The sequence below is a fragment of the Mycobacterium sp. ACS4054 genome (assembly GCF_001667275.1).
In the GTDB taxonomy this organism is placed as follows: Bacteria; Actinomycetota; Actinomycetes; order Mycobacteriales; family Mycobacteriaceae; genus Mycobacterium.
In genome coordinates this window covers 35,627-61,355 of the sequence record NZ_LZHV01000048.1, presented here as the reverse complement: position 1 = coordinate 61,355, position 25,729 = coordinate 35,627, and the positions used below count along the sequence as shown (strand labels likewise).

At 71.2% G+C, this 25,729-nt stretch carries 22 protein-coding genes and 1 pseudogene; 19 read left to right on the top strand and 4 right to left on the bottom strand.

From position 1 onward, the window contains the following. Positions 1 to 46 precede the first annotated feature (46 nt). From mraZ to A5730_RS12570, 19 genes are all read left to right on the top strand, one after another. The gene (gene mraZ, locus A5730_RS12660) at positions 47 to 478 is read left to right on the top strand and encodes a division/cell wall cluster transcriptional repressor MraZ (RefSeq protein WP_007170790.1); all 432 of its coding nucleotides are present in this window, start codon (positions 47 to 49) and stop codon (positions 476 to 478) included. Continuing rightward, positions 453 to 1,610 carry a 16S rRNA (cytosine(1402)-N(4))-methyltransferase RsmH gene (rsmH, locus tag A5730_RS12655; protein ID WP_156745787.1) on the top strand — a complete coding sequence of 386 codons (1,158 nt, stop codon included), beginning with the start codon at positions 453 to 455 and terminating at the stop codon, positions 1,608 to 1,610. Before mraZ ends, rsmH begins: the two co-directional genes overlap by 26 nt. Continuing rightward, positions 1,607 to 2,776 (top strand): hypothetical protein, encoded by a 1,170-nt coding sequence (locus A5730_RS12650; RefSeq protein WP_067900500.1) that lies wholly within the window; start codon positions 1,607 to 1,609, stop codon positions 2,774 to 2,776. Before rsmH ends, A5730_RS12650 begins: the two co-directional genes overlap by 4 nt. After that, complete coding sequence (locus A5730_RS12645) at positions 2,773 to 4,824, top strand: penicillin-binding protein 2 (RefSeq protein WP_067900498.1); 2,052 nt, start codon at positions 2,773 to 2,775, stop codon at positions 4,822 to 4,824. The genes A5730_RS12650 and A5730_RS12645 overlap by 4 nt, the downstream gene beginning before the upstream one ends. 261 nt (positions 4,825 to 5,085) lie before the next feature. Next, on the top strand, positions 5,086 to 6,636 hold the full coding sequence (locus tag A5730_RS12640; RefSeq protein ID WP_197506241.1) for a UDP-N-acetylmuramoyl-L-alanyl-D-glutamate--2,6-diaminopimelate ligase: 1,551 nt from the start codon (positions 5,086 to 5,088) through the stop codon (positions 6,634 to 6,636). Next, positions 6,633 to 8,192, top strand: a complete 1,560-nt coding sequence (gene murF / locus A5730_RS12635) for a UDP-N-acetylmuramoyl-tripeptide--D-alanyl-D-alanine ligase (RefSeq protein ID WP_067900492.1) — start codon at positions 6,633 to 6,635, stop codon at positions 8,190 to 8,192. Before A5730_RS12640 ends, murF begins: the two co-directional genes overlap by 4 nt. Further along, positions 8,189 to 9,268, top strand: a complete 1,080-nt coding sequence (gene mraY, locus A5730_RS12630; protein ID WP_067900490.1) for a phospho-N-acetylmuramoyl-pentapeptide-transferase — start codon at positions 8,189 to 8,191, stop codon at positions 9,266 to 9,268. Before murF ends, mraY begins: the two co-directional genes overlap by 4 nt. A gap of 1 nt (position 9,269) precedes the next feature. After that, a complete protein-coding gene (gene murD, locus A5730_RS12625; RefSeq protein WP_369829873.1) occupies positions 9,270 to 10,727 on the top strand; it encodes a UDP-N-acetylmuramoyl-L-alanine--D-glutamate ligase in 1,458 nt (485 codons plus the stop codon). A 6-nt stretch (positions 10,728 to 10,733) separates the two neighbouring features. Next, on the top strand, positions 10,734 to 12,338 hold the full coding sequence (ftsW, locus tag A5730_RS12620; RefSeq protein ID WP_067900487.1) for a putative lipid II flippase FtsW: 1,605 nt from the start codon (positions 10,734 to 10,736) through the stop codon (positions 12,336 to 12,338). Next, complete coding sequence (gene murG / locus A5730_RS12615) at positions 12,335 to 13,543, top strand: undecaprenyldiphospho-muramoylpentapeptide beta-N-acetylglucosaminyltransferase (protein WP_067900486.1); 1,209 nt, start codon at positions 12,335 to 12,337, stop codon at positions 13,541 to 13,543. Before ftsW ends, murG begins: the two co-directional genes overlap by 4 nt. Positions 13,544 to 13,593: 50 nt before the next feature. Next, the gene (gene murC, locus A5730_RS12610) at positions 13,594 to 15,012 is read left to right on the top strand and encodes a UDP-N-acetylmuramate--L-alanine ligase (protein WP_067900612.1); all 1,419 of its coding nucleotides are present in this window, start codon (positions 13,594 to 13,596) and stop codon (positions 15,010 to 15,012) included. Between the two features lie 29 nt (positions 15,013 to 15,041). Next, positions 15,042 to 15,956 carry a cell division protein FtsQ gene (ftsQ, locus tag A5730_RS12605; protein WP_067900609.1) on the top strand — a complete coding sequence of 305 codons (915 nt, stop codon included), beginning with the start codon at positions 15,042 to 15,044 and terminating at the stop codon, positions 15,954 to 15,956. A 227-nt stretch (positions 15,957 to 16,183) separates the two neighbouring features. Continuing rightward, complete coding sequence (gene ftsZ, locus A5730_RS12600; RefSeq protein WP_067900606.1) at positions 16,184 to 17,335, top strand: cell division protein FtsZ; 1,152 nt, start codon at positions 16,184 to 16,186, stop codon at positions 17,333 to 17,335. A gap of 102 nt (positions 17,336 to 17,437) precedes the next feature. Next, positions 17,438 to 18,145 (top strand): peptidoglycan editing factor PgeF, encoded by a 708-nt coding sequence (gene pgeF, locus A5730_RS12595; RefSeq protein ID WP_067900484.1) that lies wholly within the window; start codon positions 17,438 to 17,440, stop codon positions 18,143 to 18,145. A gap of 5 nt (positions 18,146 to 18,150) precedes the next feature. Next, complete coding sequence (locus A5730_RS12590) at positions 18,151 to 18,939, top strand: YggS family pyridoxal phosphate-dependent enzyme (RefSeq protein ID WP_067900604.1); 789 nt, start codon at positions 18,151 to 18,153, stop codon at positions 18,937 to 18,939. Between the two features lie 71 nt (positions 18,940 to 19,010). After that, on the top strand, positions 19,011 to 19,652 hold the full coding sequence (locus A5730_RS12585; RefSeq protein WP_055403392.1) for a cell division protein SepF: 642 nt from the start codon (positions 19,011 to 19,013) through the stop codon (positions 19,650 to 19,652). A 145-nt stretch (positions 19,653 to 19,797) separates the two neighbouring features. Continuing rightward, complete coding sequence (locus tag A5730_RS12580) at positions 19,798 to 20,088, top strand: YggT family protein (RefSeq protein ID WP_067900480.1); 291 nt, start codon at positions 19,798 to 19,800, stop codon at positions 20,086 to 20,088. Between the two features lie 261 nt (positions 20,089 to 20,349). Continuing rightward, positions 20,350 to 21,159, top strand: a complete 810-nt coding sequence (locus A5730_RS12575; RefSeq protein WP_067900478.1) for a DivIVA domain-containing protein — start codon at positions 20,350 to 20,352, stop codon at positions 21,157 to 21,159. A 96-nt stretch (positions 21,160 to 21,255) separates the two neighbouring features. Then, the gene (locus tag A5730_RS12570) at positions 21,256 to 21,594 is read left to right on the top strand and encodes a hypothetical protein (protein ID WP_067900475.1); all 339 of its coding nucleotides are present in this window, start codon (positions 21,256 to 21,258) and stop codon (positions 21,592 to 21,594) included. A 3-nt stretch (positions 21,595 to 21,597) separates the two neighbouring features. Here the strand turns inward: A5730_RS12570 and A5730_RS12565 are convergent. From A5730_RS12565 to A5730_RS12550, 4 genes and pseudogenes are all read right to left on the bottom strand, one after another. Next, positions 21,598 to 22,278 (bottom strand): annotated as a pseudogene (locus A5730_RS12565) (phosphoribosyltransferase); the annotation flags it as partial. An 18-nt stretch (positions 22,279 to 22,296) separates the two neighbouring features. Further along, a complete protein-coding gene (locus A5730_RS12560; RefSeq protein WP_067900470.1) occupies positions 22,297 to 22,668 on the bottom strand; it encodes an STAS domain-containing protein in 372 nt (123 codons plus the stop codon). Further along, positions 22,665 to 23,762 carry a B12-binding domain-containing protein gene (locus A5730_RS12555; RefSeq protein WP_067900468.1) on the bottom strand — a complete coding sequence of 366 codons (1,098 nt, stop codon included), beginning with the start codon at positions 23,760 to 23,762 and terminating at the stop codon, positions 22,665 to 22,667. The genes A5730_RS12560 and A5730_RS12555 overlap by 4 nt, the downstream gene beginning before the upstream one ends. Further along, positions 23,759 to 25,417 carry a PP2C family protein-serine/threonine phosphatase gene (locus tag A5730_RS12550; RefSeq protein WP_067900466.1) on the bottom strand — a complete coding sequence of 553 codons (1,659 nt, stop codon included), beginning with the start codon at positions 25,415 to 25,417 and terminating at the stop codon, positions 23,759 to 23,761. Before A5730_RS12550 ends, A5730_RS12555 begins: the two co-directional genes overlap by 4 nt. Positions 25,418 to 25,729 lie beyond the last annotated feature (312 nt).

The window sequence follows — 25,729 nt, the reverse complement described above, 5'->3', positions numbered from 1 at the left end:
TATGGTGGCTGCAGTGTTTGGGTGACCCCACAGGGGAGGTGAGCAGGTGTTTCTCGGCACCTACACGCCCAAACTCGACGACAAGGGGCGGCTCACGCTGCCCGCCAAGTTCCGTGACGCGCTGGCAGGGGGGTTGATGGTCACCAAGAGCCAAGACCACAGCCTCGCCGTCTACCCGCGCGGGGAATTCGAGCAGCTCGCGCGCCGGGCGAGCAAGGCCTCGCGGAGCAACCCCGACGCCCGCGCGTTCCTGCGCAATCTCGCCGCCGGAACCGACGAGCAGCATCCCGACGCGCAGGGGCGCATCACGCTGTCGGCCGACCACCGGCGCTACGCCAACCTGTCCAAGGATTGCGTGGTGATCGGAGCGGTCGACTACCTCGAAATCTGGGACGCGCAAGCCTGGCAGGACTACCAACAGACCCACGAAGAGAACTTCTCCGCGGCCAGCGATGAAGCACTCGGCGACATCATCTGAGGCGCATGCCCGTGCAACGTGGCCTCTGCCCGAACCGACCCTGGCGTACTTCCCCAACGCCAGGTTCGTGCCTTCGGACAGGGACCTCGATGCAGGGGCGTCTCGCCCGATCCGGGGAGGTGTTGCGGTGGCTGACGATTCGGGAGACTTCGGGCACGTACCCGTCCTGCTGGACCGTTGCGTCGAACTGCTCACCCCCGCGCTGACCCGTCACCACGCCGACGGTTCGGGCGCGGTGCTGCTCGACGCCACCCTGGGTGCGGGTGGGCACGCCGAACGATTCCTGAGCGACCTGCCCGGGCTGCGGCTGATCGGACTAGACCGCGACCCCAATGCGCTGGCGATCACCCGGGCGCGGCTCGACCGATTCGCCGACCGGATCACGCTGGTGCACACCCGCTATGACGGCGTCGCCGCCGCGCTGGCCGAAAACGGTTACGCCCCAGCGGCATCGGTCGACGGGATGCTGTTCGACCTCGGGGTGTCGTCCATGCAACTCGACCGCGCCGAGCGGGGCTTTGCGTACGCCCAGGACGCGCCGCTGGACATGCGGATGGACCCCGAGTCGCCGTTGACCGCGGCGGACATCCTCAACACCTACGACGAGGCCGCGCTGGCCGACATCCTGCACCGCTACGGCGAGGAGCGGTTCGCGCGCCGCATCGCCGCGCAGATCGTGCGCCGGCGCGCCCGCGCACCCTTCACCTCGACGGCGGAGTTGGTCGAGCTGCTCTACCAAGCGATCCCGGCCCCCGCGCGGCGCACCGGGGGACACCCGGCCAAGCGGACCTTCCAGGCCCTGCGGATCGCGGTCAACGACGAACTGAACTCGTTGCGCAGCGCGATCCCGGCCGGGCTGGACGCGCTCGCCGTGGGCGGACGCATGGTGGTGCTGGCCTACCAATCGCTGGAAGACCGGATCGTCAAGCGGCTGTTCGCGGACGCGGTCGCGTCCCGCACGCCGGTGGATCTGCCGGTCGAACTTCCCGGCCACGAGCCGCGATTCCGGTCGCTGACGCACGGCGCCGAACGTGCGGACGCCGCCGAGGTGGAGCGCAATCCGCGCAGTGCCGCGGTGCGACTACGAGCTGTCCAACGGGTCCAGCAGGCAACCGGAAAGGGCGACGCATGAAAGCAAAGCGGGAGACGCCGAATCGCCGCGGCGGGCGCGGCGGCTCCGCCCGGCGGAGCGGCCGCTCGTCGACCGATCCCGGCCCGGCGCGTCGGACCCGGCCGGGGCGGGCGTCGGCGCCCACGCGTGAGAGCCGCGCGCCCAAGTCCGGCCCGCACACCAGCCCCATCGCCCGGCCGGTCGAGCGGCCGGCACGGCCCAAGAGCACGAGTCAGGCGAAGGCCCGGGCCAAGGCGCGGAAGGCCAAGGCGCCCAAGGTGGTTCGTCCCCGCCTGAGCGAACGGTTGGCGGCCAGGCTGGCCTCGATCGACCTGCGGCCCCGCACCCTGGCGAGCAAGGTTCCGTTTGTCGTGTTGGTCATCGGTGCGCTCGGCGTCGGGCTGGGTCTCACGCTGTGGTTGTCCACGGACTCCGCCGAGCGCTCCTACAAATTGAGTCACGCCCGCGAGAAGACCCGGCTGCTGCAACAGCAGAAGGAGGCGCTGGAACGCGATGTGCGCGAGGCGGAATCGGCGCCGGCGCTCGCCGAAGCGGCCCGCAAACAGGGCATGATCCCGACGCGGGACACCGCGCACCTGGTCCAGGACCCGTCCGGGAACTGGGTGGTGGTCGGCACACCGAAGCCCGCCGACGGCGTGCCGCCCCCTCCGTTGAACAGCAAACTGCCCGAACAGGGCCCGCCGGCGCCCCCGGCACCGCCGGCGCCGCCGGCGGAGGTGCCGATCCGGTTGCAACCCGATCCGGCGGCGCCCGTCCCCGCCCGGTCCGGCCCCGAGGCGCTGCTGCGCGCACCGGACGGGTCATCGACGCTCGGCGGCCAGCACCTGGGCCAGACCGCGCCGCAGCTGCCGGGCGCGCCGGCCGTGCCCGGGGCGCCCGTCACCGGGCAGGCCCCCGCCGCGATGCCCACGCCGGGCGCGCCGGTGCCGGGGCTGCCCGCGCCGGCCGGGCCCGCGCGCACCCCCTCGCCCGCCGAGGTGCCGATCCCGTTGGGCGGCATGCCCGTTCCGCCGCCCGGCCAGGTGCCCGCACCGCTGCCCGCGGAGGTGCCGGTCCCGGTGCAGCGCGGGGTGATCCCCGCCGCGCCCGTCGTCCCTGCGGCGCCGGTGCTCACGCCGCAGCCCGTGGCGCCGGGCCCAGTCGCGGCGCCGGGTGCGCCCCGATGAGCCGCGGCGACTCCGGGCGGGCCCGCCGGTCGCAGGCCACCCGCGGACCCCGGAAGGCGCAGGACGCCAAGGGGATTCGGCAACCCAAGCGCCGCGCGAAGCAACAGGCGCAGGATCTGAGCGAACCGAAGCGGTTCCGCAAGGGCAAGGGCAAGGCCAAGGACGCGAAGAATGCCCCGGACGCGGTGGCGACCGGTCACTCGGCGCGGGAGCGGCGCACCCGGCAGCTCGTGCAGGCGGGCACCCGCGGCGCGTCGTTCGTCTTCCGGCACCGGGCCGGCAACGCGGCCATCGGGATCCTGGTCGTGGTGGCGGCGGTCCAGCTGTTCGTCCTGCAGGTGACCAACGCGCCGACGCTGCGCGCCCAGGCCGCGGGCCAGCTCAAGGTCACCGACGTCGAGAAGGCGGTGCGCGGGAGCATCGTCGACCGCAATAAGGATCAGCTGGCGTTCACCACCGAGTCGCGCGCGTTGACGTTGCAGCCCAAGCGGATTCGTAAGCAGCTGGAAGAGGCCAAGGCCAAGAACTCGGTGGCGCCCGATCCCGCGCAGCGGCTGCGCGACATCGCCAAGGAGGTGTCCACCCGGCTGGGCAACAAGCCGGACTCCGCGACGGTGCTGAAGAAGCTGCAGAGCGACGAGACGTTCGTGTACCTGGCCCGCGCCGTCGACCCCGCGGTGGCCAGCGCGATCTCCGACAAGTACCCCGAGGTCGGTTCGGAGCGCCAAGATCTGCGGCAATATCCGGGCGGGTCGTTGGCGGCCAACATCGTCGGCGGCATCGACTGGGACGGGCACGGGCTGCTGGGGCTGGAGGAGTCGCTCGACTCGGTGTTGTCCGGCACCGACGGCTCGGTCACCTATGACCGCGGCTCCGACGGCGTCGTCATCCCCGGCAGTTACCGAAACCGGCATCGGGCGGTCAACGGTTCGACGGTCCAGCTGACGCTCGACGACGACATCCAGTTCTATGTGCAGCAGCAGGTGCAGCAGGCCAAGAATCTTTCGGGCGCGCATGACGTTTCGGCCGTCGTGCTGGATTCGAAGACCGGCGAGGTGCTGGCCATGGCCAACGACAACACCTTCGATCCGTCGCAGGACATCGGGCGTCAGGGCGACAGACAGCTGGGCAACCTGGCGGTGTCCTCGCCGTTCGAGCCCGGCTCGGTCAACAAGGTCATCACCGCGTCCTCGATCATCGAGTACGGCCTGTCCAACCCGGACGAGGTGCTGCAGGTGCCCGGCTCGATCAACATGGGCGGCGTGAACATCCACGACGCGTGGGAGCACGGCGTGATGCCCTACACCACGACCGGCGTGTTCGGAAAGTCCTCCAACGTCGGCACTTTGATGCTCGCCCAGCGGGTCGGCCCGGAACGCTTCTACGACATGGTCCGCAAATTCGGCCTCGGGCAACGCACCAACGTGGGCCTGCCCGGTGAGAGCGCCGGCCTGGTGCCGCCCATCGACCAATGGTCGGGCAGCACGTTCTCGAACCTGCCCATCGGACAGGGCCTTTCGATGACGCTGCTGCAGATGGCCGGCATGTACCAGACGATCGCGAACGACGGTGTGCGCATTCCGCCGCGGATCGTCAAGGCCACCATCGCGCCCGACGGCACCCGGACCGAAGAACCGCGGCCCGAAGGCGTGCGGGTGGTGTCGCCGCAGACCGCGCAGACCGTGCGCAACATGCTGCGCGCCGTCGTGCAACGCGACCCGATGGGTTATCAGCAGGGCACCGGGCCCGCCGCCGCGGTGACGGGTTACCAGATGGCCGGCAAGACGGGCACCGCCCAGCAGATCAACCCGGCCTGCGGCTGCTACTTCGACAACGTCTACTGGATCACCTTCGCCGGCATGGCCACCGTCGACAATCCGCGCTACGTCATCGGCATCATGATGAACAACCCGGATCGCAACGCGGACGGTACGCCGGGCCACTCGGCGGCCCCGCTGTTCCACAACATCGCCGGCTGGCTGATGCAGCGCGAAAACGTGCCGCTCTCGCCCGACCCGGGCCCGCCCCTGACGTTGCAGGCCACCTAGCGGCGATCGCAAGCGCGGCGCAGCCGGGCGCCGCGGGTCGCCGCCAGGCCACCTAGCGGCGATCGCAAGCGGGTCGCCGCTAGGCGCGGCCGCACGTTGAGCGTGCGGTGACGGCGTCGAGCGTGCGGTGAGGGCGGAGGTCGGGCCCGAATCACGCCCTCAGCGCACGCGCAAGGCCCACAACGCACACTCAATCGACGAGCCCACCTGCGTGGCAGGCGCCTCTCGGTAGGGTGTCATGGCCGATCATGAGGACCACGTGTGTGGACGGGAGGTTTGTCGGTGCCCACTGGTTTGCGTCCCAGCGCAGGCGCGGGAACGCGCCTGCCCGCGCTGGCGCCCCAGGTCGGCGCGGTGCTCGCCGACCGGGGCGCGGCGGTGCCGGACGTGGCCATCACCGGGGTGACGCTGCGCGCCCAGGACGTGCAGCCCGGCGACTTGTTCGCCGCGCTGACCGGGGCGTCGACGCACGGGGCCCGGTACGCGGGCGAGGCGATCGAACGCGGCGCCGTCGCCGTCCTGACCGATGCCGCCGGGGTCGCGGAGATGGGCGCGTCGGCGGCGGCCGTGCCGACGCTGGTGCACCCGGCGCCGCGCGGCGTGCTCGGCGCCCTGGCCGCCACGGTCTACGGCCACCCCTCGGAGCGCACGACCGTCGTCGGCATCACCGGAACCTCGGGCAAGACGACCACGACGTATCTGGTCGAGTCCGGGCTGCGCGCGGCCGGCCGGACGGCAGGATTGATCGGCACCGTCGGCATCCGCATCGACGGGGCGGACGTCCCGAGCGCGCTGACCACGCCGGAGGCCCCGGCGCTGCAGGCGATGTTCGCGGCGATGGCCGAGCGCGGGGTGGACACCGTCGTCATGGAGGTGTCCAGCCACGCGCTGGCGCTGGGCCGGGTGGACGGCACGAAATTCGCGGTGGGCGGCTTCACCAACCTGTCCCGCGACCACCTCGACTTCCACCCCACCATGGCCGACTACTTCGAGGCCAAGGCGCAGCTGTTCGATCCCGCTTCGCCGCTGCGCGCCCGCAAGGTGGTGGTCTGCATCGACGACGACGCCGGGCGCGCCATGGCCGCCCGCGCCGGTGACGCGATCACCGTCAGCGGCGCCGGCCAGCCCGCGCACTGGCGTGCCATGGACGTCATCCCGATGGGCGCCGGGGGACAGGAGTTCACCGCGATCGACCCCGCCGGCGTGCGCCACCGGGTCGGCATCCGGCTGCCGGGCGATTACAACATCGCCAATTGCCTTGTCGCGCTGGCCATTCTGGATGCGGTCGGGGTCTCGCCGGAGCAGGCCGCGCCGGGTTTGTTGACGACCCGGGTGCCCGGCCGCATGGAAGAGATCGATCGCGGGCAGGACTTCCTGGCGCTGGTCGACTACGCCCACAAGCCGGGCGCGCTGCGGGCGGTGCTGACCACGCTGGCGCGCCCGGGTCGCCGGGTGGCGGTGGTGTTCGGCGCCGGCGGCGAACGCGACCCGGGCAAGCGGGCGCCGATGGGCGCGACCGCGGCCGAGCTGGCCGACCTGGTCGTCGTCACCGATGACAACCCCCGCGGCGAGGACCCGGCCGCCATCCGCCGCGCGATCCTGGCCGGCGCGGCCGGGGCCGGTGGTGGGGCCGAGGTCGTCGACATAGGCGACCGGCGGGCGGCGATCGAACACGCGGTGGCGTGGGCCGGCCCGGACGACGTGGTGCTGGTCGCGGGCAAGGGCCACGAGACCGGTCAACGTTCGGCGGGGGAGGTCCGACCCTTCGACGATCGGGTGGAGTTGGCCCGGGCGCTGGAGGGGCGGCGATGATCGACCTGACCGTCGCGCAGATCGCCGAGATCGTGGGCGGCACGCTGGCCGACATCTCGCCGGCGGCCGCCGCGGAGCTGCGGGTGACGGGCACCGTCGAATTCGACTCGCGCGCAGTCGGTTCCGGTGGCTTGTTCCTCGCGCTGCCCGGGGCCCGCGCCGACGGGCACGACTACGCAGGCGCGGCCGTGGCGGCCGGAGCGGCCGCCGTGCTGGCCGCCCGGCCGGTCGGGGTGCCCGCCGTCGTGGTGCCGCCGGTGAGCGCCGCCGACGCGCGGGCCGGGGTCCTCGAGCACGACGCCGACGGCTCGGGCGCCGCGGTGCTTTCGGCGCTGGCCAAGCTGGCCGCCCCGGTGGCCGCCGAGCTGGTGGCGGGCGGGCTGACCATCGTCGGCATCACCGGCTCGTCGGGCAAAACGTCGACCAAGGACCTGGTGGCCGCCGTGCTCGAGCCGCTGGGCGAGGTGGTCGCCCCGCCCGGGTCGTTCAACAACGAGCTCGGGCACCCGTGGACCGTGTTGCGGGCGACGCGGGACACCGACTACCTGGTGCTCGAAATGTCGGCCCGCCATCCCGGCAACATCGCCGCGCTGGCCGACATCGCCACGCCGTCGGTCGGGGTGGTGCTCAACGTCGGCACCGCCCACCTGGGCGAGTTCGGCTCGCGGGAAGCCATCGCGCGCACCAAATCCGAACTGCCGCAATCGGTTCCGCCGTCCGGCGTGGTGATCCTCAACTTCGACGACCCGGCGGTGGCGGCCATGGCCCGCGTCACCCGGGCGCGGGTGGTTCGGGTCAGCCGGTCCAGCCACACCGATGCCGGTCCCAGCGACGTCTGGGCGGACGGAGTGTCGCTGGACGCACTGGCCAGGCCGCGCTTTACCCTGCACGCGATGAATAGCGCGGCCGAAGTGCAGCTGGGCGTCTACGGCGACCATCAGGTCACCAACGCGCTGTGCGCCGCCGCGGTCGCGCTGCAATGCGGTGCGACCGTCGACCAGGTGGCCGCCGCGCTGGCGCAGGCGGGGCCGGTGTCGCGGCACCGGATGCACGTGACCACCCGGGCGGACGGCGTCACGGTGATCGACGACGCCTACAACGCCAACCCCGACTCGATGCGGGCCGGGCTGCAGGCGCTGGCCTGGATCGCCCACGGCCGCGGGGCCGGGCCCACCGAAAAGCGCCGGAGTTGGGCGGTGTTGGGGGAGATGGCCGAGCTCGGCGAGGATGCGGTAGCCGAGCACGATCGCATCGGCCGGCTGGCGGTGCGCTTAGATGTGTCTCGACTGGTCGTCGTGGGAAGTGGGAGGTCGATGAGCGCCATGCACCACGGAGCGGTCATGGAGGGCTCGTGGGGGGTCGAGGCCGTCAACGTGGCCGACGCCGACGCCGCGCTGGAGTTGCTGCGGGCTGAGATGCAGCCCGGCGACGTGGTCCTGGTCAAGGCCTCCAACGCGGCCGGGTTGGGCGCGCTGGCCGACGCGCTGGCTCGTGACGATCGCGAAGCCGGTCAAAGCGGGTCGTTACCGCTGAACGACGGCGGGACGCGCCCGTGAGACAGATCCTGGTCGCCGTCGCGATCGCGCTCGCCGTGTCAATCCTGTTGACGCCCGCGATGATCCGCCTGTTCACCCGGCAGGGTTTCGGCCACCACACTCGTGAGGACGGCCCGCCCAGCCACCACACCAAGCGCGGCACCCCGTCGATGGGCGGGGTGGCGATCCTGGCCGGCATCTGGGCCGGATACCTGGGGACGCACCTGGTCGGGCTGGCGTTCGACGGGGAGGGCGTCTCCGCGTCCGGTCTGCTGGTGCTGGGGCTGGCGACCGTGCTCGGCGGCGTCGGCTTCCTCGATGACCTGATCAAGATCCGCCGGTCGCGCAACCTCGGGCTGAACAAGACGGCCAAGACCATCGGGCAGGTCGCGGCCGCGGTGGTGTTCGGGGTGCTGGCGTTGCGGTTCCGCAATGGCAGCGGGCTGACGCCGGCGAGCTCGGACCTGTCGTACGTGCGCGAAATCGCCACCGTCACTTTGGCTCCCGGCCTGTTCGTGTTGTTCTGCGTCGTCGTCGTCAGCGCCTGGTCCAACGCGGTCAACTTCACCGACGGCCTGGACGGGCTGGCCGCCGGGTGCATGGCGATGGTGACCGCCGCCTACGTGCTGATCACCTTCTGGCAGTACCGCAACGCCTGCGTCACCGCGCCTGGCCTGGGCTGCTACAACGTGCGCGACCCGCTGGATCTGGCGCTCGTCGCGGCCGCGACCGCGGGCGCCTGCATCGGCTTCCTGTGGTGGAACGCCGCTCCCGCAAAGATTTTCATGGGGGACACCGGATCGCTGGCGTTGGGCGGCATCATCGCGGGCCTGTCGGTCACCAGCCGCACGGAGATCCTTGCCGTCGTGCTGGGCTCGCTGTTCGTGGCCGAGGTGTCGTCCGTGGTGCTGCAAATACTCGCGTTTCGCACCACCGGGCGCCGGGTGTTCCGGATGGCGCCCTTCCACCACCATTTCGAATTGGCGGGCTGGGCCGAGACGACGGTGATAATCCGCTTCTGGCTGCTGACGGCCATCACCTGCGGTCTGGGCGTCGCCCTTTTCTACGGTGAGTGGCTGGCCGCGATCGGTGCCTGACGTGGCCGGGCTCGAACCCCTGGCGCCCGGCGCGCCGGTGCTGGTGGCCGGTGGCGGCATCACCGGCAGGGCGGTGCTGGCGGCCCTGACGAGATTCCGCGCGGTGCCGACCCTGTGCGACGACGACCCGGGCACGCTGCGGCGCCACGCCGAGGCCGGCGTGACGACCCTGACCACGTCGGCGGCCACCGAGCGCGTCGCCGACTACGCCCTGCTCGTCACCAGCCCGGGTTTCTCGCCGGAAACGCCGCTGCTGGTCGCCGCGGCGGCGGCGGGCGTGCCGGTCTGGGGCGACGTGGAATTGGCCTGGCGGCTCGACGCCGCCGGCCGCTATGGTCCGCCGCGTCCGTGGCTGGTGGTGACCGGCACCAACGGCAAGACCACCACGACGTCGATGCTGCACGCGATGCTGACGGCCGCGGGCAGGCGAAGTCTGTTGTGCGGCAACATCGGTGATCCGGTGCTGGATGTGCTCGAGGCGCCCGGGGACGTGCTGGCCGTCGAGCTGTCGAGCTTCCAGCTGCACTGGGCGCCCTCGGTGCGGCCCGAGGCGGGCGCCGTGCTCAACATCGCCGAAGACCACCTGGACTGGCACTCCACCATGGCCGACTACACCGCCGCGAAGGCGCGGGTGCTGGGCGGCCGGGTGGCGGTGGTGGGTCTCGACGACGAGCGCGCCGCCGCGCTGCTTGGCACCGCGGCGGCGCCCGTGCGCGTCGGCTTCCGGCTCGGCGAACCGGCGGCGGGCGAACTGGGCGTGCGCGACGGCCGGCTGATCGACCGCGCCTTCGCCGACGACCTCGCGCTCCTGCCGGTCGAATCGATCCCGGTGCCCGGGCCCGTGGGCATCCTCGACGCCCTGGCCGCGGCGGCGCTGGCCCGCAGCGTCGGCGTGCCCGCCGAGGCGATCGCCCAGGCCATCGCGTCCTTTCGGGTGGGCCGGCATCGGGCGGAGGTGGTTGCCGTCGCCGATGGCATCACCTACGTCGACGACTCCAAGGCCACCAACCCGCACGCCGCCCAGGCGTCCGTGCTGGCCTACCCGCGCGTGGTCTGGGTGGCCGGCGGTTTGCTCAAGGGCGCGTCGATCGACGCGGAGGTCGCCAGGATGGCCGCTCACCTGGTCGGCGCCGTGCTCATCGGTCGAGATCGGGAAGAGGTTGCAGAGGCGTTATCGCGACACGCGCCGGATGTCCCCGTCGTCCAGGTTGTGACAGGCGAGGATGCTGATATGAATGCGACGGCTGTGGTTGTTGGTGCAAATGTGACAGAAGTGAAACGTTCGGGCGGGGATCTCGGCACTTCCGTCATGACGGCCGCGGTCGCCGCGGCCCGCGACCTCGCGCAGCCCGGCGACACCGTGCTGCTGGCCCCGGCCGGCGCGTCGTTCGACCAGTTCAGCGGCTACGCCGACCGCGGCGACGCCTTCGCCGCCGCCGTCCGCGCGGCCACCCGGTAGGCGGGCGTGGGTAACCCGCTTGCCCGGCTGAGATGCCGGGGCAAGGACACTTCGGGGGCGGCCACGGCCGCCGAACCGGGGGAGGCCGACGCCGAGGCCACCGGCCCGATCGCCGGCACCTCCGAGGCGAAGCCGGCGGCGAACAAGCCGGCGGCCGAGGAACGCAACCGGTTCGGAGCCTGGCTGAGCCGGCCCATGACCTCGTTTCACCTGATCATCGCCGTGGCCGGGCTGCTCACCACGCTCGGCCTGATCATGGTGCTGTCGGCCTCGGGCGTGCGGTCCTACGACGCCGACGGGTCGGCCTGGGTGATCTTCGGCAAGCAGGTGCTGTGGACGGTGATCGGCCTGATCGCCTGCTATGCCTCCCTGCGCATGTCGGTGCGGTTCATCCGCCGCGTCGCCTTCACCGGGTACGTCGTCACCGTCATCCTGCTGGTGCTCGTGCTCGTTCCCGGCATCGGAAACCTGGCGAACGGGTCGCGGAAGTGGTTCGTCATCGCCGGCTTCTCGATGCAGCCCTCCGAGCTGGCGAAAATCGCGTTCGCCATCTGGGGCGCGCATCTGCTGGCGGCCCGCCGGCTGGAGCGGGCCTCGCTGCGCGAGATGCTGATTCCGCTGGTCCCCGCGGCGGTCATCGCCCTGGCGCTGATCGTGGCCCAGCCCGACCTGGGGCAGACGGTGTCGCTGGGCATCATCCTGCTGGCACTGCTGTGGTACGCCGGGCTGCCGCTGCGCGTCTTCGCCACCTCGCTGGTGGCCGTCTTCATGGCCGGGGCGGTCCTGGCCATGTCGGCGGGTTACCGCTCCGACCGGGTGAAGTCCTGGATGAACCCCGAGAACGACCCCATGGACACCGGCTATCAGGCCCGCCAGGCGAAGTTCGCCCTGGCGCACGGCGGCGTCTTCGGCGACGGCCTGGGCCAGGGCGTCGCCAAGTGGAACTACCTGCCCAACGCCCACAACGACTTCATCTTCGCGATCATCGGCGAGGAGCTGGGCTTCGTCGGCGCGTTCGGCCTGCTGGTGCTCTTCGGGTTGTTCGCCTACACCGGGATGCGCATCGCGCGCCGCTCGGCCGACCCCTTCCTGCGGCTGTTGACCGCGACCACGACGATGTGGGTGCTGGGCCAGGCGTTCATCAACATCGGCTACGTGATCGGCATCCTGCCGGTCACCGGCATCCAACTGCCGCTCATCTCGGCCGGCGGAACCTCAACGGCGGCAACGCTTTTCATGATCGGAATCATGGCCAACGCGGCGCGTCACGAACCGGAGGCGGTGGCGGCCCTGCGCGCCGGCCGCGACGACAAGGTGAACCGGTTCCTGCGGCTGCCGCTGCCCCAGCCGTACGTGCCGACCCGGCTGGAGACGTTCCGTGATCGCAAGCGGGGCGGCAAGCAACCGGCCAAGGGCACCCCGTCCCGCAACGGCGCGCGCAAGCCCGTCCGCAAGCCCGCCCGCAAGGCCGAGGAACCGCTGCGGCCGGCCTTCGCCCGCACAGCCGGCCGGCCGGCCCGTCGGGCGGTGCATCATGGATCTGGCCAGCGATACGCCGGCCAGCGCCAGACACGGCGCGCTCGCGCATTGGAAGGTCAGCGTTACGGGTGAACGACACGGTTAGCAAGCCGGCCGGCGGGGTGGGGGGAAGTCCCCAGCCCGCCGGTGCCGCGTTGTCGGCTTTTAAGCCGCTCAAACCCCTGTCGGTGGTGCTGGCCGGCGGGGGCACCGCCGGCCACGTGGAGCCCGCGATGGCGGTGGCCGACGCGCTCAGCGCGCTCGACCCGCAGGTGCGCATCACCGCGCTGGGCACCCACCGCGGGCTGGAGACGCGGTTGGTCCCCCAGCGCGGTTACCACCTCGAGCTGATCACGCCGGTGCCGCTGCCGCGCAAGCCGAGCGGCGACCTGGCGCGGCTGCCCCCGCGGGTGTGGCGTGCGGTCCGGGAGACCCGCGCGGTGCTCGACGCGGTCGACGCCGACGTCATCATCGGTTTCGGTGGCTACGTGGCGCTGCCGGCGTACCTCGCCGCCCGCGGTCTCGGCCGTCGCCGCCGCGTCCCGGTGCTCATCCACGAGGCCAACGCCAGCGCCGGGCTGGCCAACCGGGTCGGCGCGCGCCGCGCCGACCGGGTGCTGTCCGCGGTGCCCGACTGCGGATTACCGCGCGCCGAGGTGGTCGGGGTGCCGGTGCGCGCGGCCATCACCTCGCTGGACCGCGCGGCGCTGCGCGCCGAGGCGCGCCGGCACTTCGGCTTCGCCGACGACGCCAAGGTGTTGCTGGTGTTCGGCGGCTCGCAGGGTGCGGTGTCGCTGAACCGGGCGGTGTCCGCGGCCGCCGCCGACCTCGCCGCCGCGGGCGTGTCGGTGCTGCACGCGCACGGCCCGAAGAACACGCTGGACCTGCGGGAGAGCCAGCCCGGCGATCCGCCCTACGTCGCGGTGCCCTACCTCGACCGGATGGACCTGGCCTACGCCGCCGCCGACCTGGCGATCTGCCGGTCCGGTGCCATGACCGTCGCCGAAGTTTCGGCGGTCGGCTTGCCGGCCATCTACGTGCCGCTGCCGATCGGCAACGGCGAGCAGCGGCTCAACGCGCTGCCGGTGGTCAACGCCGGCGGCGGCATGGTGGTGGCCGACGCCGCCCTGACGCCGGAGCTGGTCGCCCGCGAGGTGGCCGGCCTGCTCAACGACCCGCCCCGGTTGGCGGCGATGACGGCGGCCGCCGCGCCGGTGGGGCACCCCGACGCGGCGCGCCAGGTGGCACAGGCGGCGCTGGACATCGCCAGGAAGGCAGCGGCGGGAGGGCGACGGTGAACGTCGAGCAGCTGCCACCCGAGCTGCCCCCCGAGTTGGCAAGGGTGCACATGGTGGGCATCGGGGGAGCCGGCATGTCCGGCATCGCGCGCATCCTGCTCGACCGCGGGGCGCTGGTATCGGGCTCGGACGCCAAGGAGTCGCGCGGCGTGCACGCGTTGCGCGCCCGCGGCGCGTCGATCCGCATCGGCCACGACGCGTCATCGCTCGACCTGTTGCCGGGCGGCCCGACCGCGGTCATCACCACCCATGCGGCCATCCCGAAGACCAACCCCGAGCTCGTCGAGGCCCGGCGGCGCGGCATCCCGGTGATCCTGCGTCCGGCCGTGCTGGCCAGGCTGATGGACGGGCGCACGACGCTGATGGTCACCGGCACCCACGGCAAGACGACGACGACGTCGATGTTGATCGTGGCGCTGCAGCACGGCGGGCGCGACCCGTCGTTCGCGGTCGGCGGCGAGATGGGGGAGGCCGGAACCAACGCGCACCACGGCAGCGGCGATTGCTTCGTCGCCGAGGCCGACGAGAGCGACGGCTCGCTGCTGGAGTACACGCCCAACGTCGCGGTCGTCACCAACATCGAGACCGACCATCTGGACTTCTACGGCAGCGCCGACGCCTACGTCGGGGTGTTCGACGCCTTCATGGAGCGCCTCGCCCCGGGGGGAGCGCTGGTGGTGTGCGTCGACGACCCGGGCGCGGCCGCGCTGGCCGAACGCACCGCCGCCCTGGGGATTCGGGTGCTGCGCTACGGATCCGCGCCAGATACCGAGAACGCCGCCACCCTGTTGTCCTGGGAGCAGCAGGGCACCGAGGCCGTCGCACACATCCGGCTGGCGGGTGAACAGCACCCGCGCGTGATGCGGCTGTCGGTGCCCGGGCGGCACATGGCGCTCAACGCGCTGGGCGCGCTGCTGGCCGCGCTCGAGATCGGCGCCCCGCCCGACGCCGTGCTCGACGGGCTGGCCGGCTTCGAGGGCGTGCGCCGGCGGTTCGAGCTGGTGGGCAACGCCGGGTCGGTGCGCGTCTACGACGACTACGCTCACCATCCCACCGAGATCAGCGCCACGCTGGCCGCGGTGCGCACGGTCCTCGAGCAGAGCGGCGGCGGTCGCAGCTTGGTGGTGTTTCAGCCTCACTTGTATTCGCGCACAAAGGAATTCGCGGCAGAGTTCGGCCGCGCGCTCGATGCCGCCGACGAGGTGTTCGTCCTCGACGTCTACGGCGCGCGTGAGCAACCGCTCGCCGGCGTCAGCGGCGCCAGCGTCGCCGAGCACGTCAGCGTGCCGGTGCGCTACCTGCCCAACTTCTCCGCGGTCCCCGAGCAGGTGGCGGCCGCGGCCGGGCCCGGGGACGTCATCGTCACGATGGGCGCGGGCGACGTGACCCTGCTGGGCCCGGAGATCGTGACCGAACTGCGGATCCGCGACAACCGCAGCGCGCCCGGCCGCCGGGTGGCGCCGCGGTGACCCAGCCGAACGACGCGACGCCGAGCGATCTGGGCGAGGTCGGCGGGCCACCCGAGGCCGGGGAGGCCGCCACCGAGCCGCTATTCGTCGGGGGGCCCGACGGCGAGATCACGCCCGAACCGGACGAATTCGAGGGGCCGCGCCGGCGGGCCCGCCGCGAACGCGCCGAACGCCGGGCCGCCCAGGCGCGCGCCACCGCCATCGAAGAGGCCCGCCGCGAGGCCAAACGCCGGGTCAGCGGCCGCGTGGCCGACGAGCCCAAGCCCGTCGCGCGGGGCGTGGTGCGCGGCTTGAAGATGCTGCTGGTGACGGTGCTCCTGGTCGTCCTCGGGATCGGGCTCGCGCTGATTCTCTATTTCACGCCGGCGATGTCGGCCCGCAACATCGTGGTCATCGGCACCGGCGTGGTGACCAGGGAAGAGGTGCTCGACGCCGCGCGGGTGCGGCCCGGCACACCGCTGCTGCAGATCAACACCAGCCAGGTCGCCGACCGGGTGGCCGCGATCCGGCGGGTGGCCAGCGCCCGCGTGCAGCGCCAGTATCCGTCGGCCCTGCGCATCACGATCGTCGAGCGAGTTCCGGTGGCGGTCAAGGACTTTCCCGACGGCCCGCACCTGTTCGACCGCGACGGCGTCGACTTCGCGACCGGGCCGCCGCCCCCGGCGCTGCCCTACCTCGACGTCGCCGATCCGGGCCCCACCGACCCGGCCACCAAGGCCGCCCTGCAGGTGCTGACCGCGCTGCGACCCGAGGTCGCGGGTCAGGTGGGCCGGATCGCGGCCCCCTCGGTGGCCTCGATCACGCTGACCCTGGGCGACGGCCGCGTGATCATCTGGGGAACGACCGACCGCACCGACGAGAAGGCCGAGAAGCTGGCCGCCCTGCTGACCCAGCCCGGCCGCACCTACGACGTCTCCAGCCCCGACCTGCCCACGGTGAAGTAGGGGCGACCGCCGGATTGTGACGGTGGCAACAGAAAAATTTGCGAGCCGCGCGTCGGCGCGCCTGCGTGGTTAGGGCGCGCCATGCCCATACCGTTCTCGTTGCGCGGAACTACTTGACATAACTCTAACTCTATGGTTGAGGTTGAGGGTTTGCCAGGGCGGACCGCGAACGTTCTCCGAGCAATCCCGTCGCGAAGAACTGAGCCCACCAGGGAGGAAAACGAATGATGACCCCCCCGCATAACTACCTGGCCGTCATCAAGGTCGTGGGTATCGGTGGCGGCGGCGTCAACGCCGTGAACCGGATGATCGAGCAGGGCCTCAAGGGCGTGGAGTTCATCGCGATCAACACCGACGCGCAGGCGCTGTTGATGAGCGACGCCGACGTCAAGCTCGACGTGGGCCGCGACTCCACCCGCGGGCTCGGCGCCGGAGCCGACCCGGAGGTGGGCCGCCGGGCCGCCGAGGACGCCAAGGACGAGATCGAGGAGCTGCTGCGCGGCGCCGACATGGTGTTCGTCACCGCCGGCGAAGGCGGCGGCACCGGCACCGGCGGCGCGCCTGTCGTGGCCAGCATCGCCCGCAAGCTGGGCGCGCTGACCGTCGGCGTGGTCACCCGGCCGTTCTCCTTCGAGGGCAAACGGCGCGGTAACCAGGCCGAAAGCGGCATCGCCGCGCTGCGGGAGAGCTGCGACACCCTGATCGTCATCCCCAACGACCGGCTGCTGCAGATGGGCGACGCGGCCGTATCGCTGATGGACGCGTTCCGCAGCGCCGACGAGGTGCTGCTCAACGGCGTGCAGGGCATCACCGACCTGATCACCACCCCGGGCCTGATCAACGTCGACTTCGCCGACGTCAAGGGCATCATGTCGGGCGCCGGCACGGCGTTGATGGGCATCGGTTCGGCCCGCGGCGAGGGCCGCTCGCTCAAGGCCGCCGAGATCGCGATCAACTCGCCGCTGCTGGAGGCGTCGATGGAGGGCGCCCAGGGCGTGCTGATGTCGATCGCCGGCGGCAGCGACCTGGGCCTGTTCGAGATCAACGAGGCCGCCTCGCTGGTGCAGGACGCCGCCCACCAGGACGCGAACATCATCTTCGGCACCGTCATCGACGACTCGCTGGGCGACGAGGTGCGCGTCACCGTCATCGCCGCGGGTTTCGACGCCACCGGACCGGGCCGCAAGCCGGTCATCGGCGGCGCCGCAGGCGAGAAGGCCGGCGCGCACCGGATCGAGTCGGCGAAGGCCGGCAAGCTCACCTCGACGCTCTTCGAGCCCGTGGACGCGGTCAGCGTGCCGGTGCACACCAACGGCGCCACGCTGAATATCGGCGGGGACGACGACGACGTCGATGTGCCGCCGTTCATGCGCCGCTGAGGGTCTCGATTTGCTTGCCACTGCGCGACGAAGCGGCCAAGAAACGTAGGGGACCGGATGGCGGTGCCCGTCGGCAGGCGGTGCGCTCCGGATACTGAGGGGGTGAGCGTGCGCATCCGGCGGGTAACCACCACCCGCGCCGGCGGTGTCTCCGGCCCGCCGTTCGACACCTTCAACCTGGGTGACCACGTCGGCGACGATCCGGCGGCGGTGTCCGCCAACCGAAAGCGGCTCGCCGCGGCCATCGGCCTCAAGCCCGAGCGTGTGGTGTGGATGAACCAGGTGCACGGCGACCGGGTGGAGGTGGTCGACGCGCCGCGGCCCGGCGCGGTCGACAACACCGACGCGTTGGTCACCACGACCGCGCGATTGGCGCTGGCGGTGGTGACCGCCGACTGCGTGCCGGTGCTGCTGGGCGACGCGCGCGCCGGTGTGGCCGCGGCGGTGCACGCGGGCCGCGTCGGCGCCCAGCTCGGGGTGGTGCCCCGCACCGTGGAGGCGATGCTGGCGCTGGGCGCGCACGCCGAGGACATCTCGGCCCTGCTGGGCCCGGCGGTCAGCGGGCGGAACTACGAGGTGCCCGCGGCCATGGCCGACGAGGTCGAGGCCGCGTTGCCCGGCAGCCGCACCACCACCGCGGCCGGCACTCCCGGACTCGACCTGCGGGCCGGAATCGCTTGTCAGCTAGAGCAATTGGGAGTCACGGCGATCGACTCCGATCCCCGGTGCACGGTGGACGACCCGGCCTTGTTCAGCCATCGCCGGGACGCGCCGACCGGACGGCTGGCCTCGCTGGTCTGGATGGAGTGACCGCGATGACGGTAGGAAGGCCGACCCCAGACAGTGGAAGCGACCGCGAAACGGAATTGACCCACGCATTAGCGGCCGTGCGCTCGCGCCTTGCGGCCGCCGCGGAAGCCGCGGGGCGCAATGTCGGCGAAATCGAACTTCTGCCGATAACCAAATTCTTTCCAGCAACCGATGTGGTGACTTTGTCCCGATTGGGTTGCCGGGCCGTTGGCGAATCGCGGGACCAGGAAGCGTCGGCGAAAGTGAGCGAAGTCACCAAAATGTTGGCGGCCCCGTCGCGCTCGGACACTCCGGGCGTGCGGTGGCACATGGTCGGCCACATTCAGCGGAACAAGGCCCGCTCGGTCGCCCGCTGGGCGCACACCGCGCACTCGGTCGACAGCGCCCACTTGGTCAGCGCGCTCGACCGCGGCGTGTCGGCGGCCCTGGCGGAGGGCCGGCGCGCCGATCCGATGCGGATCTACGTTCAGATCAGCCTCGACGGCGACGAGGCGCGGGGCGGCGTCGACATCTCGGCCCCGGGGGCCGTCGACCGGTTGTGCGCGCAGGCCGAGGAGTCAAAATGCCTGGAACTGGCCGGGCTGATGGCCATCCCGCCGCTGGGCTCGGATCCCGACGTCGCCTTCGAGCGCCTGCGAACCGAGCACCTGCGCGTCCTGGAATCCCATCCGAACGCCGTCGGCCTGTCCGCCGGCATGTCCGACGATTTCGAAATTGCCGTCAAACACGGTTCCACGTGTGTGCGTGTCGGTACCGCGCTATTGGGTCCGCGGCCGCTACCGTCACCGTATTAAGTCACTGTAGTCACATCTTCATCACTGACACCAAGCAACAGGGGCTAGAAGGGCTAGAAGGGGTCAACGCAATGAGCACACTGCACAAAGTCAAGGCCTATTTCGGGATGGCCCCGATGGACGACTACGACGACGAGTATTACGACGACCACGCTCCGTCCCGCGGTTTTCCGCGGCCGCGTTTCGACGACGGGTACGGCCGCTACGAGGGGCGCGACTACGACGACCCGCGCGAGCCCGGCGACTACCCGCCGCCGGCCGGCTACCGCGGCGGCTACGGCGACGAGCCGCGCTACGGCGCCGTCCATCCCCGTGAGTTCGAGCGGCCCGAGATGGGCCGGCCCCGTTTCGGGTCCTGGCTGCGCAACTCCACCCGCGGCGCGCTGGCTATGGACCCGCGCCGGATGGCGATGATGTTCGAGGAGGGCCACCCGCTCTCCAAGATCACCACGCTGCGGCCCAAGGACTACAGCGAAGCCCGCACCATCGGCGAGCGGTTCCGCGACGGCACCCCGGTCATCATGGACCTGGTGTCGATGGACAACGCCGACGCGAAGCGTCTCGTCGACTTCGCGGCCGGCCTGGCCTTCGCGCTGCGCGGCTCCTTCGACAAGGTGGCGACCAAGGTGTTCCTGCTGTCGCCTGCCGACGTCGACGTGTCGCCCGAAGAGCGTCGGCGGATCGCCGAAACCGGCTTCTACGCTTACCAATAACCGCGGCTCGTCGGCGGCCGTCGGTCGCCGCTTGCTGCGGCTGGGCCGGTTAAGATGTGGCCGGACGCCCGGAGTCGGTACGCTGGCAGGCGCCGCGCAAGCCCGCGGCGCTTGACATCTCATCGGTAAGGTCGGGGCTCTTCAGTTGGTGCTGTTCTTTCAGATCCTTGGGTTTGCGCTGTTCATCTTCTGGCTGCTGCTCATCGCTCGGGTCGTCGTCGAGTTCATCCGCTCGTTCAGCCGGGACTGGCATCCCACCGGCGTCACGGTGGTGATCCTCGAGATCATCATGTCCATCACCGATCCGCCGGTGAAGCTGCTGCGCCGGCTGATCCCACAACTCACCATCGGGGCGGTCCGGTTCGACCTGTCCATCATGGTGCTGCTGCTGGTCGCGTTCATTGGCATGCAACTGGCGTTCGGCGCCGCGGCCTAGCCCGGTTCCGCCCCCTCGCCGAGGGCGCCTTCCGGGCCGGAGACGGTTCGGATACGTTTCAGCCTCGGTTTGATGCCCGCGATTTAAAAATTCTAAGGATTCGGATTTTATTGCTCTCAGCGTTTGCAATTGGTTCTTATTTATTGGCCTAAACAGCAACGGTCGCGCCTGGTGTGACAGGATGGACGGCAGTTGCACGACGGCTACCACTGCGTTCTACACTTTCGGGAACGTTAGACAGGATCTTGAGGGGACGAAACAATGCCGCTTACACCAGCCGACGTCCACAATGTGGCGTTCAGTAAGCCACCGATCGGCAAGCGGGGCTACAACGAAGATGAGGTCGACGCCTTCCTCGATCTGGTGGAGGCCGAGCTGACGCGGCTCATCGAAGAGAACAGCGATCTGCGTCAGCGGATCGAGGAGCTGGACCACGAGCTGGCCGGCGGCGGTGGCGCCAGCGCCGCTCCCGCCGCGGCCGCAGCCCCCACGCAGGCGATTCCGGTCCCCGAGCCGGAGCCGGCACCCAAGCCGGCACCGGCGGCGGCGGCACCCGCCTCCTCCCAGGGCACCAACGAGGAGCAGGCCATGAAGGCCGCCCGGGTGCTCAGCCTTGCGCAGGACACCGCCGACCGGCTGACCAGCACCGCCAAGGCCGAGTCGGACAAGATGCTGGCCGACGCCCGCGCCAACGCCGACCAGATCCTCACCGAGGCCCGCCAGACCGCCGAGACCACGGTCACCGAGGCCCGGCAGCGCGCCGACGCGATGCTCGCGGACGCGCAGACCCGCTCCGAGACCCAGCTGCGCCAGGCCCAGGAGAAGGCCGACGCCCTGCAGGCCGACGCCGAACGCAAGCACTCCGAGATCATGGGAACGATCAACCAGCAGCGCACCGTCCTGGAAGGCCGGCTCGAGCAGCTGCGCACGTTCGAGCGCGAGTACCGCACCCGGCTCAAGACCTACCTGGAATCCCAGCTGGAAGAGCTCGGCCAACGCGGATCGGCGGCGCCCGTCGACTCCAGCGCCGACGCCGGCGGATTCGACCAATTCAACCGGGGTAACAACTAGTTCCACGGCCGCGCCGGACACTCGCCTGACTGCGCGGTCGGCACACTGAGCCTGCACAAGAACTGGCTGTCCCGCTCGTCGCTTGGAGGATGACCGATGCTGATCATTGCGCTGGTGCTGGCCCTGGTCGGGCTCGTCGCGTTGGTGTTCGCCGTCGTCACCAGCAACGAGTTGGTGGCCTGGGTGTGCATCGGCGCCAGCGTGCTCGGCGTGGTGCTGTTGATCATCGACGCGTTGCAGGAGCGGCAGCGGCGTGACGCCGGCGTCGCGGACCAGGCCCAGGCCCAGGACGAGGTGGGTACCGGCGAAGAAGAGGCCGTCGACTATCCCGAGGAAGCCTCATCCGAGGCCGGCCGCGAGCCGTCGGAGCAGGCCGAGGCCACCGAACAGTCGACGGTTCCGGCGGAGGGCCACGGCGACGAGGCCACCAAGTAGCACTCAGCCGGTGGGCGTGGCCAGCGCCTCGCGCACCTCGTCGTCGCTGACCTGGTGAAAATCGGCGTAAACCTGGCCGACCGCTTCGAACCCGGGCGGCATCGTCACGCAAACCACCTCATCGGCCTCGAGCCCGAGCTCACGGCAGGTCGACGCCGGTCCCACCGGCACCGCCACGACAATCGACTTCGGGCCGGCGGCCCGCACCGCCCGGACCGCGGCAAGCATGCTGGCGCCGGTGGCGATCCCGTCGTCGACCAGGATCACCACCCGGTCGTGCGGATCGGCCGGCGCGCGCCCGCCTCGATACGCCCGCTCGCGCCGGGCGAGTTCGGCCGTCTCGCTCTCGATCACCTCGCGCACCTGCTCGTCGGTGATGTGCAGGCTCGACACCACGTCGTCGTTCATCACCACGCCACCGCCGCTGGCCAAGGCGCCCATCGCCAGTTCCGACCAGCGGGGCACCCCGAGCTTGCGAACAAGGAACACGTCGAGCGGCGCGTGCAGCGCCGCGGCGATCTCCCGGGCCACCGGCACGCCGCCGCGGGCCAGGCCGAAGACCAGAACGTCATCTCGGTCGCGATAGGTCATCAGCTGTTCGGCCAGCGCGCGACCGGCCTCGCCACGGTCGTGGAACGTGCGCGTCGAAGAACGTCGGAGAAAGCCGTCGGGTGTCATCGGTCGCCGTCCAGCCTAGGCCGGTCAGCGAACCCGCGTCTCTCCCGGGGCGTTTTGGTTCTGGCTTCCCGCGTCGGCCTCGGGCCCGCTGACCAGGTGCCCGAAAGTGCCGGTGACGTCCAGGATGCGGTCGAGGAATCGTGGCCGATTGTCCAGGTGCAGGCGCGTCCCCGCCTGGGAGCTGCGGCGATGGATGAGCAGCAGGCCGGAGAGCCCGGCCGAATCGCAGAAGGCCAGCTCGGCCAGGTCCAGATGCAGGTGCGCCGGGGCGGGCTGCCGGTTGAGCAGCTCACTGGTGGTGCCCACCAGCGCGTCCACGGTTTCGTAGACCAAGTCACCCGACACATGCACGCGGGCCGACCGCGCGGTGGTGGCGACGCTCAGGGATAGGTTCATTCGGGCGCTCCTGGGCAGGCGACGAGGGCATCGTTTGCTGAACGCAGCAGCCGCTGGCTGCGGGGGAACTCGTGGAGCTGGGCAGCCAGCAAATCCAGCGCCGGGCTAAGCGACGCGGCCGGAACGCCGCGCGCGGCGAGGATGTCGGCGGTCCAGGTGACGAAGTCGGTGAACAACGCGTCGTCGTCCGTGTACAGGCTCACCGTGAGGAAGTCGACGATGTGGGCGATGTCTTCGACCGTGTGCTGCCGTTGCAGTGTCGAGTACGCGCGCATGGCGGGGAAGCGGTCCTCCATATCGGCCAGGGTGGACTTGACCAGCTGCGCCGCGCTCCGGCTCACCATCGTGTATTCCTGGTCGACCAGGTGCGGCAGGTCGTCGACGGGCTGGCGGCTGGATGCGCGCCGCACGCTTGGGAATCCGCGGCGCAGCCGCTCCTCGGCGGTGCGCGCGTCGGGGGCCCACGCGTCGGCACCCAGCTGGCGGGCGAAGCGGCCGTCCCGGCCGAAGGCGGCGCCGCCGGCCAGGACGGGGAAGCCGGCGGACTGGCACGCGACGATGGCGGCGTGCGCGTTGGGCAGCCGGGTGGGGATCGAGCAGGAGAGCGCGACGACATCGGGGCCGTGCTCGTGCACGTGGGCGATCAGGTGCGGGGTGGGGACCTGCGCCCCGAGGAAGTCGACCCGCCAGCCGCGCAGCCGCAGGACCTCCGCGAGCAGCCTGGCCGGCAAAGCGTGCCACTCGCCGTCGACGCACGCCAATACGACCCGGCCGCCGTGTGCCGCGACTTTGCTGGCGGCGTGATGGGCCAGGGCGGCGATGACCCGATCGTTGATGGCGGTGGCCGCGTGTTCCTGCGCGACGCTGATGCGGTTGGCGGCCCATTCGGCGCCCACCCGGTGCTGGACGGGGGCGATCACCTCCAGCAGTACGTCCTCGGGCGTCATGCCCGCTTCCAGGGCGGCGAACACGGTGGCCGCGGCCGCGTACTCGTCGCGGTCGGCGAGCGCCCCCCACAGCCGCTCGCGGAAGAGGAGTTCGTCGGCGGCACGGGTCGCGGCCGCGGCCGTCGCGTCGGTGTCGAAGGAACTCATGCGACGTACCTGCCCCGGGTGTGGCCGTCCACGGCGGACAGGTGGGTGCGCCGCGGGGCGGTGATGGCGACGACCGCGATGTCGTCGTGCACGCGCTGCCCCACCCATTGCGTGGTCAGCATCAGGACGCGCTCGACGATCGCTTCGGCCGGCATTCCGGCACAGCCGGTCAGCGCGTCCGCCAGGCGTTGCTCGCCGAAGAAGTCGTCGCCGAGCGGGCCCCCGCGCGCTTCGGTGATTCCGTCGGTGTACAGCACGCACGTCTCGCCCGGCGCGAGGGACGTCTCGAACGATTGCACGGTGATCCGCTCCAGCGCCCCGACCAGCGTGCCCTTGGTGTTGGCCTCTTCCACCTGCCCGTTGTCGCGCACGATCAACGGCGCGGGATGCCCGGCGGAGGTCAACCGGAGCACCACCTGACCGTCCCGGTAGGCCACCGAGGCCAACACGAGCGTGGCGAACCGAGTGTGATCCGACGACAGCATGGCGCGGTTGAGCAGCGTGAGCACGCCCTCGTGGTCCTCCGCCAGCGGCGTCAGGGCCTGCAGCGTGTTCCGGATCTTGCCGGTCATCACCGCGGCCTCCAGTCCCTTGCCGCACACGTCGCCCAGCACCACCAGCGTCTCGTCCTCGGGGCTCGCCGCGGGGTGGAAGTCGTAGAAGTCGCCGCCGACGACCTCGTAATCCTTCGAAGCCCGGTACCCGCCGGCGAATTCGATGCCGTGCAGGCCGTGCAGCGGCGGCGGCAACAGGTCGCGCATCAGGGTGCGGGTGATGGCGGCCTGCTCCGCGTAGAGCCGCGCGGCCGACAACGCCGCCCCGGCCCGCGCGGCGAACAACCCGGCGAAAATCTCTTCGTCGGCGCTGTACACCGGCCGGTCGGCGCGCCGCAGCAACACCAAAGCCCCCGCCGAAACGCCGTGCCCGGGCAGCGTCAGGATCATGACAGACCCGATCGGGCCCGAGAAATGTTGGGGGACAAGCCAATCCGGTATGGTCACGGGGTCGATCCAGCCCGACGAGACCGGAGGGAACCCGTGCAGCGCCTCGCTCAAGCCCGCCACCACCGCCGGGTCCGCGTCGATGCTGCACTGCTCCACCGCGCCGGCCGCGCCGCTGTAGAAGACGGGCAGGCGCCGGCCATGGCTGGCGGGAGCCACCAGCGCCGCCGCGTCCGCCAGGTGCTGCGCGGCCATCTGGACCGTCGCTTCCCGGCAGCGGTCGACGTTGAGCGACGCCGTCAACACCGAGGACGCCTCCACCAGGATCGCCGCGCGCTCCTGCTCGCGCGCCAGCGCCTCTTGGGCCTCCCGCAACAGCTGGCCGGTGTCCTCGACCAGCGACCAGGCCACCTCGCCGCTGGGCAACACCGCGGCGTGCGCGTCGAACTTCCGGCTGCCCACACTTCCCGAGACGACCGACGCGTCCCGCCCTGCCGCGGCGTGCGGAAGTTCGACGAGGCGGTGATGTGCGCGCGATAGCCAGTCGACCGAGTCGATCCGGCCGCCCTGCACCGCGCCCGGCAGCAGCGCTTGGGCCGACCCGCTCAGCGCCCGGACGATGCCCTCGCGATCGACGACCAGCGTGGGGCAGGGCACGGCCGCCCACAACGCGTCGAGGTCGACCTCGACGCCTAAGTGGGCACCATCATGCATGCGGTTGACCTGTCAACGCGGGGATTGCGGTTCGGCTCGCTTGGCCGACTGTACGCGTACTGGGTTGCGGGACAGCTTCGTTCGTGCTGGCCGTGCCTCGAAGGTGCAGCGGAGGAGCCTTTTCTCGACCCCTGTCGCGGAACTGCGGCAGACCCTCTCGATGGCCTGCACCACGCGTGTGATCGCGGCTTCGCCGCTCAACACACTCTATCGGCTCGGAAATGAATTCCCTCGCCTCAGTCGCGTGTGATCGCGGCTTCGCCGCTCAACACACTCTATCGGCTCGGAAATGAACGAGCGTTCATTTCCCTC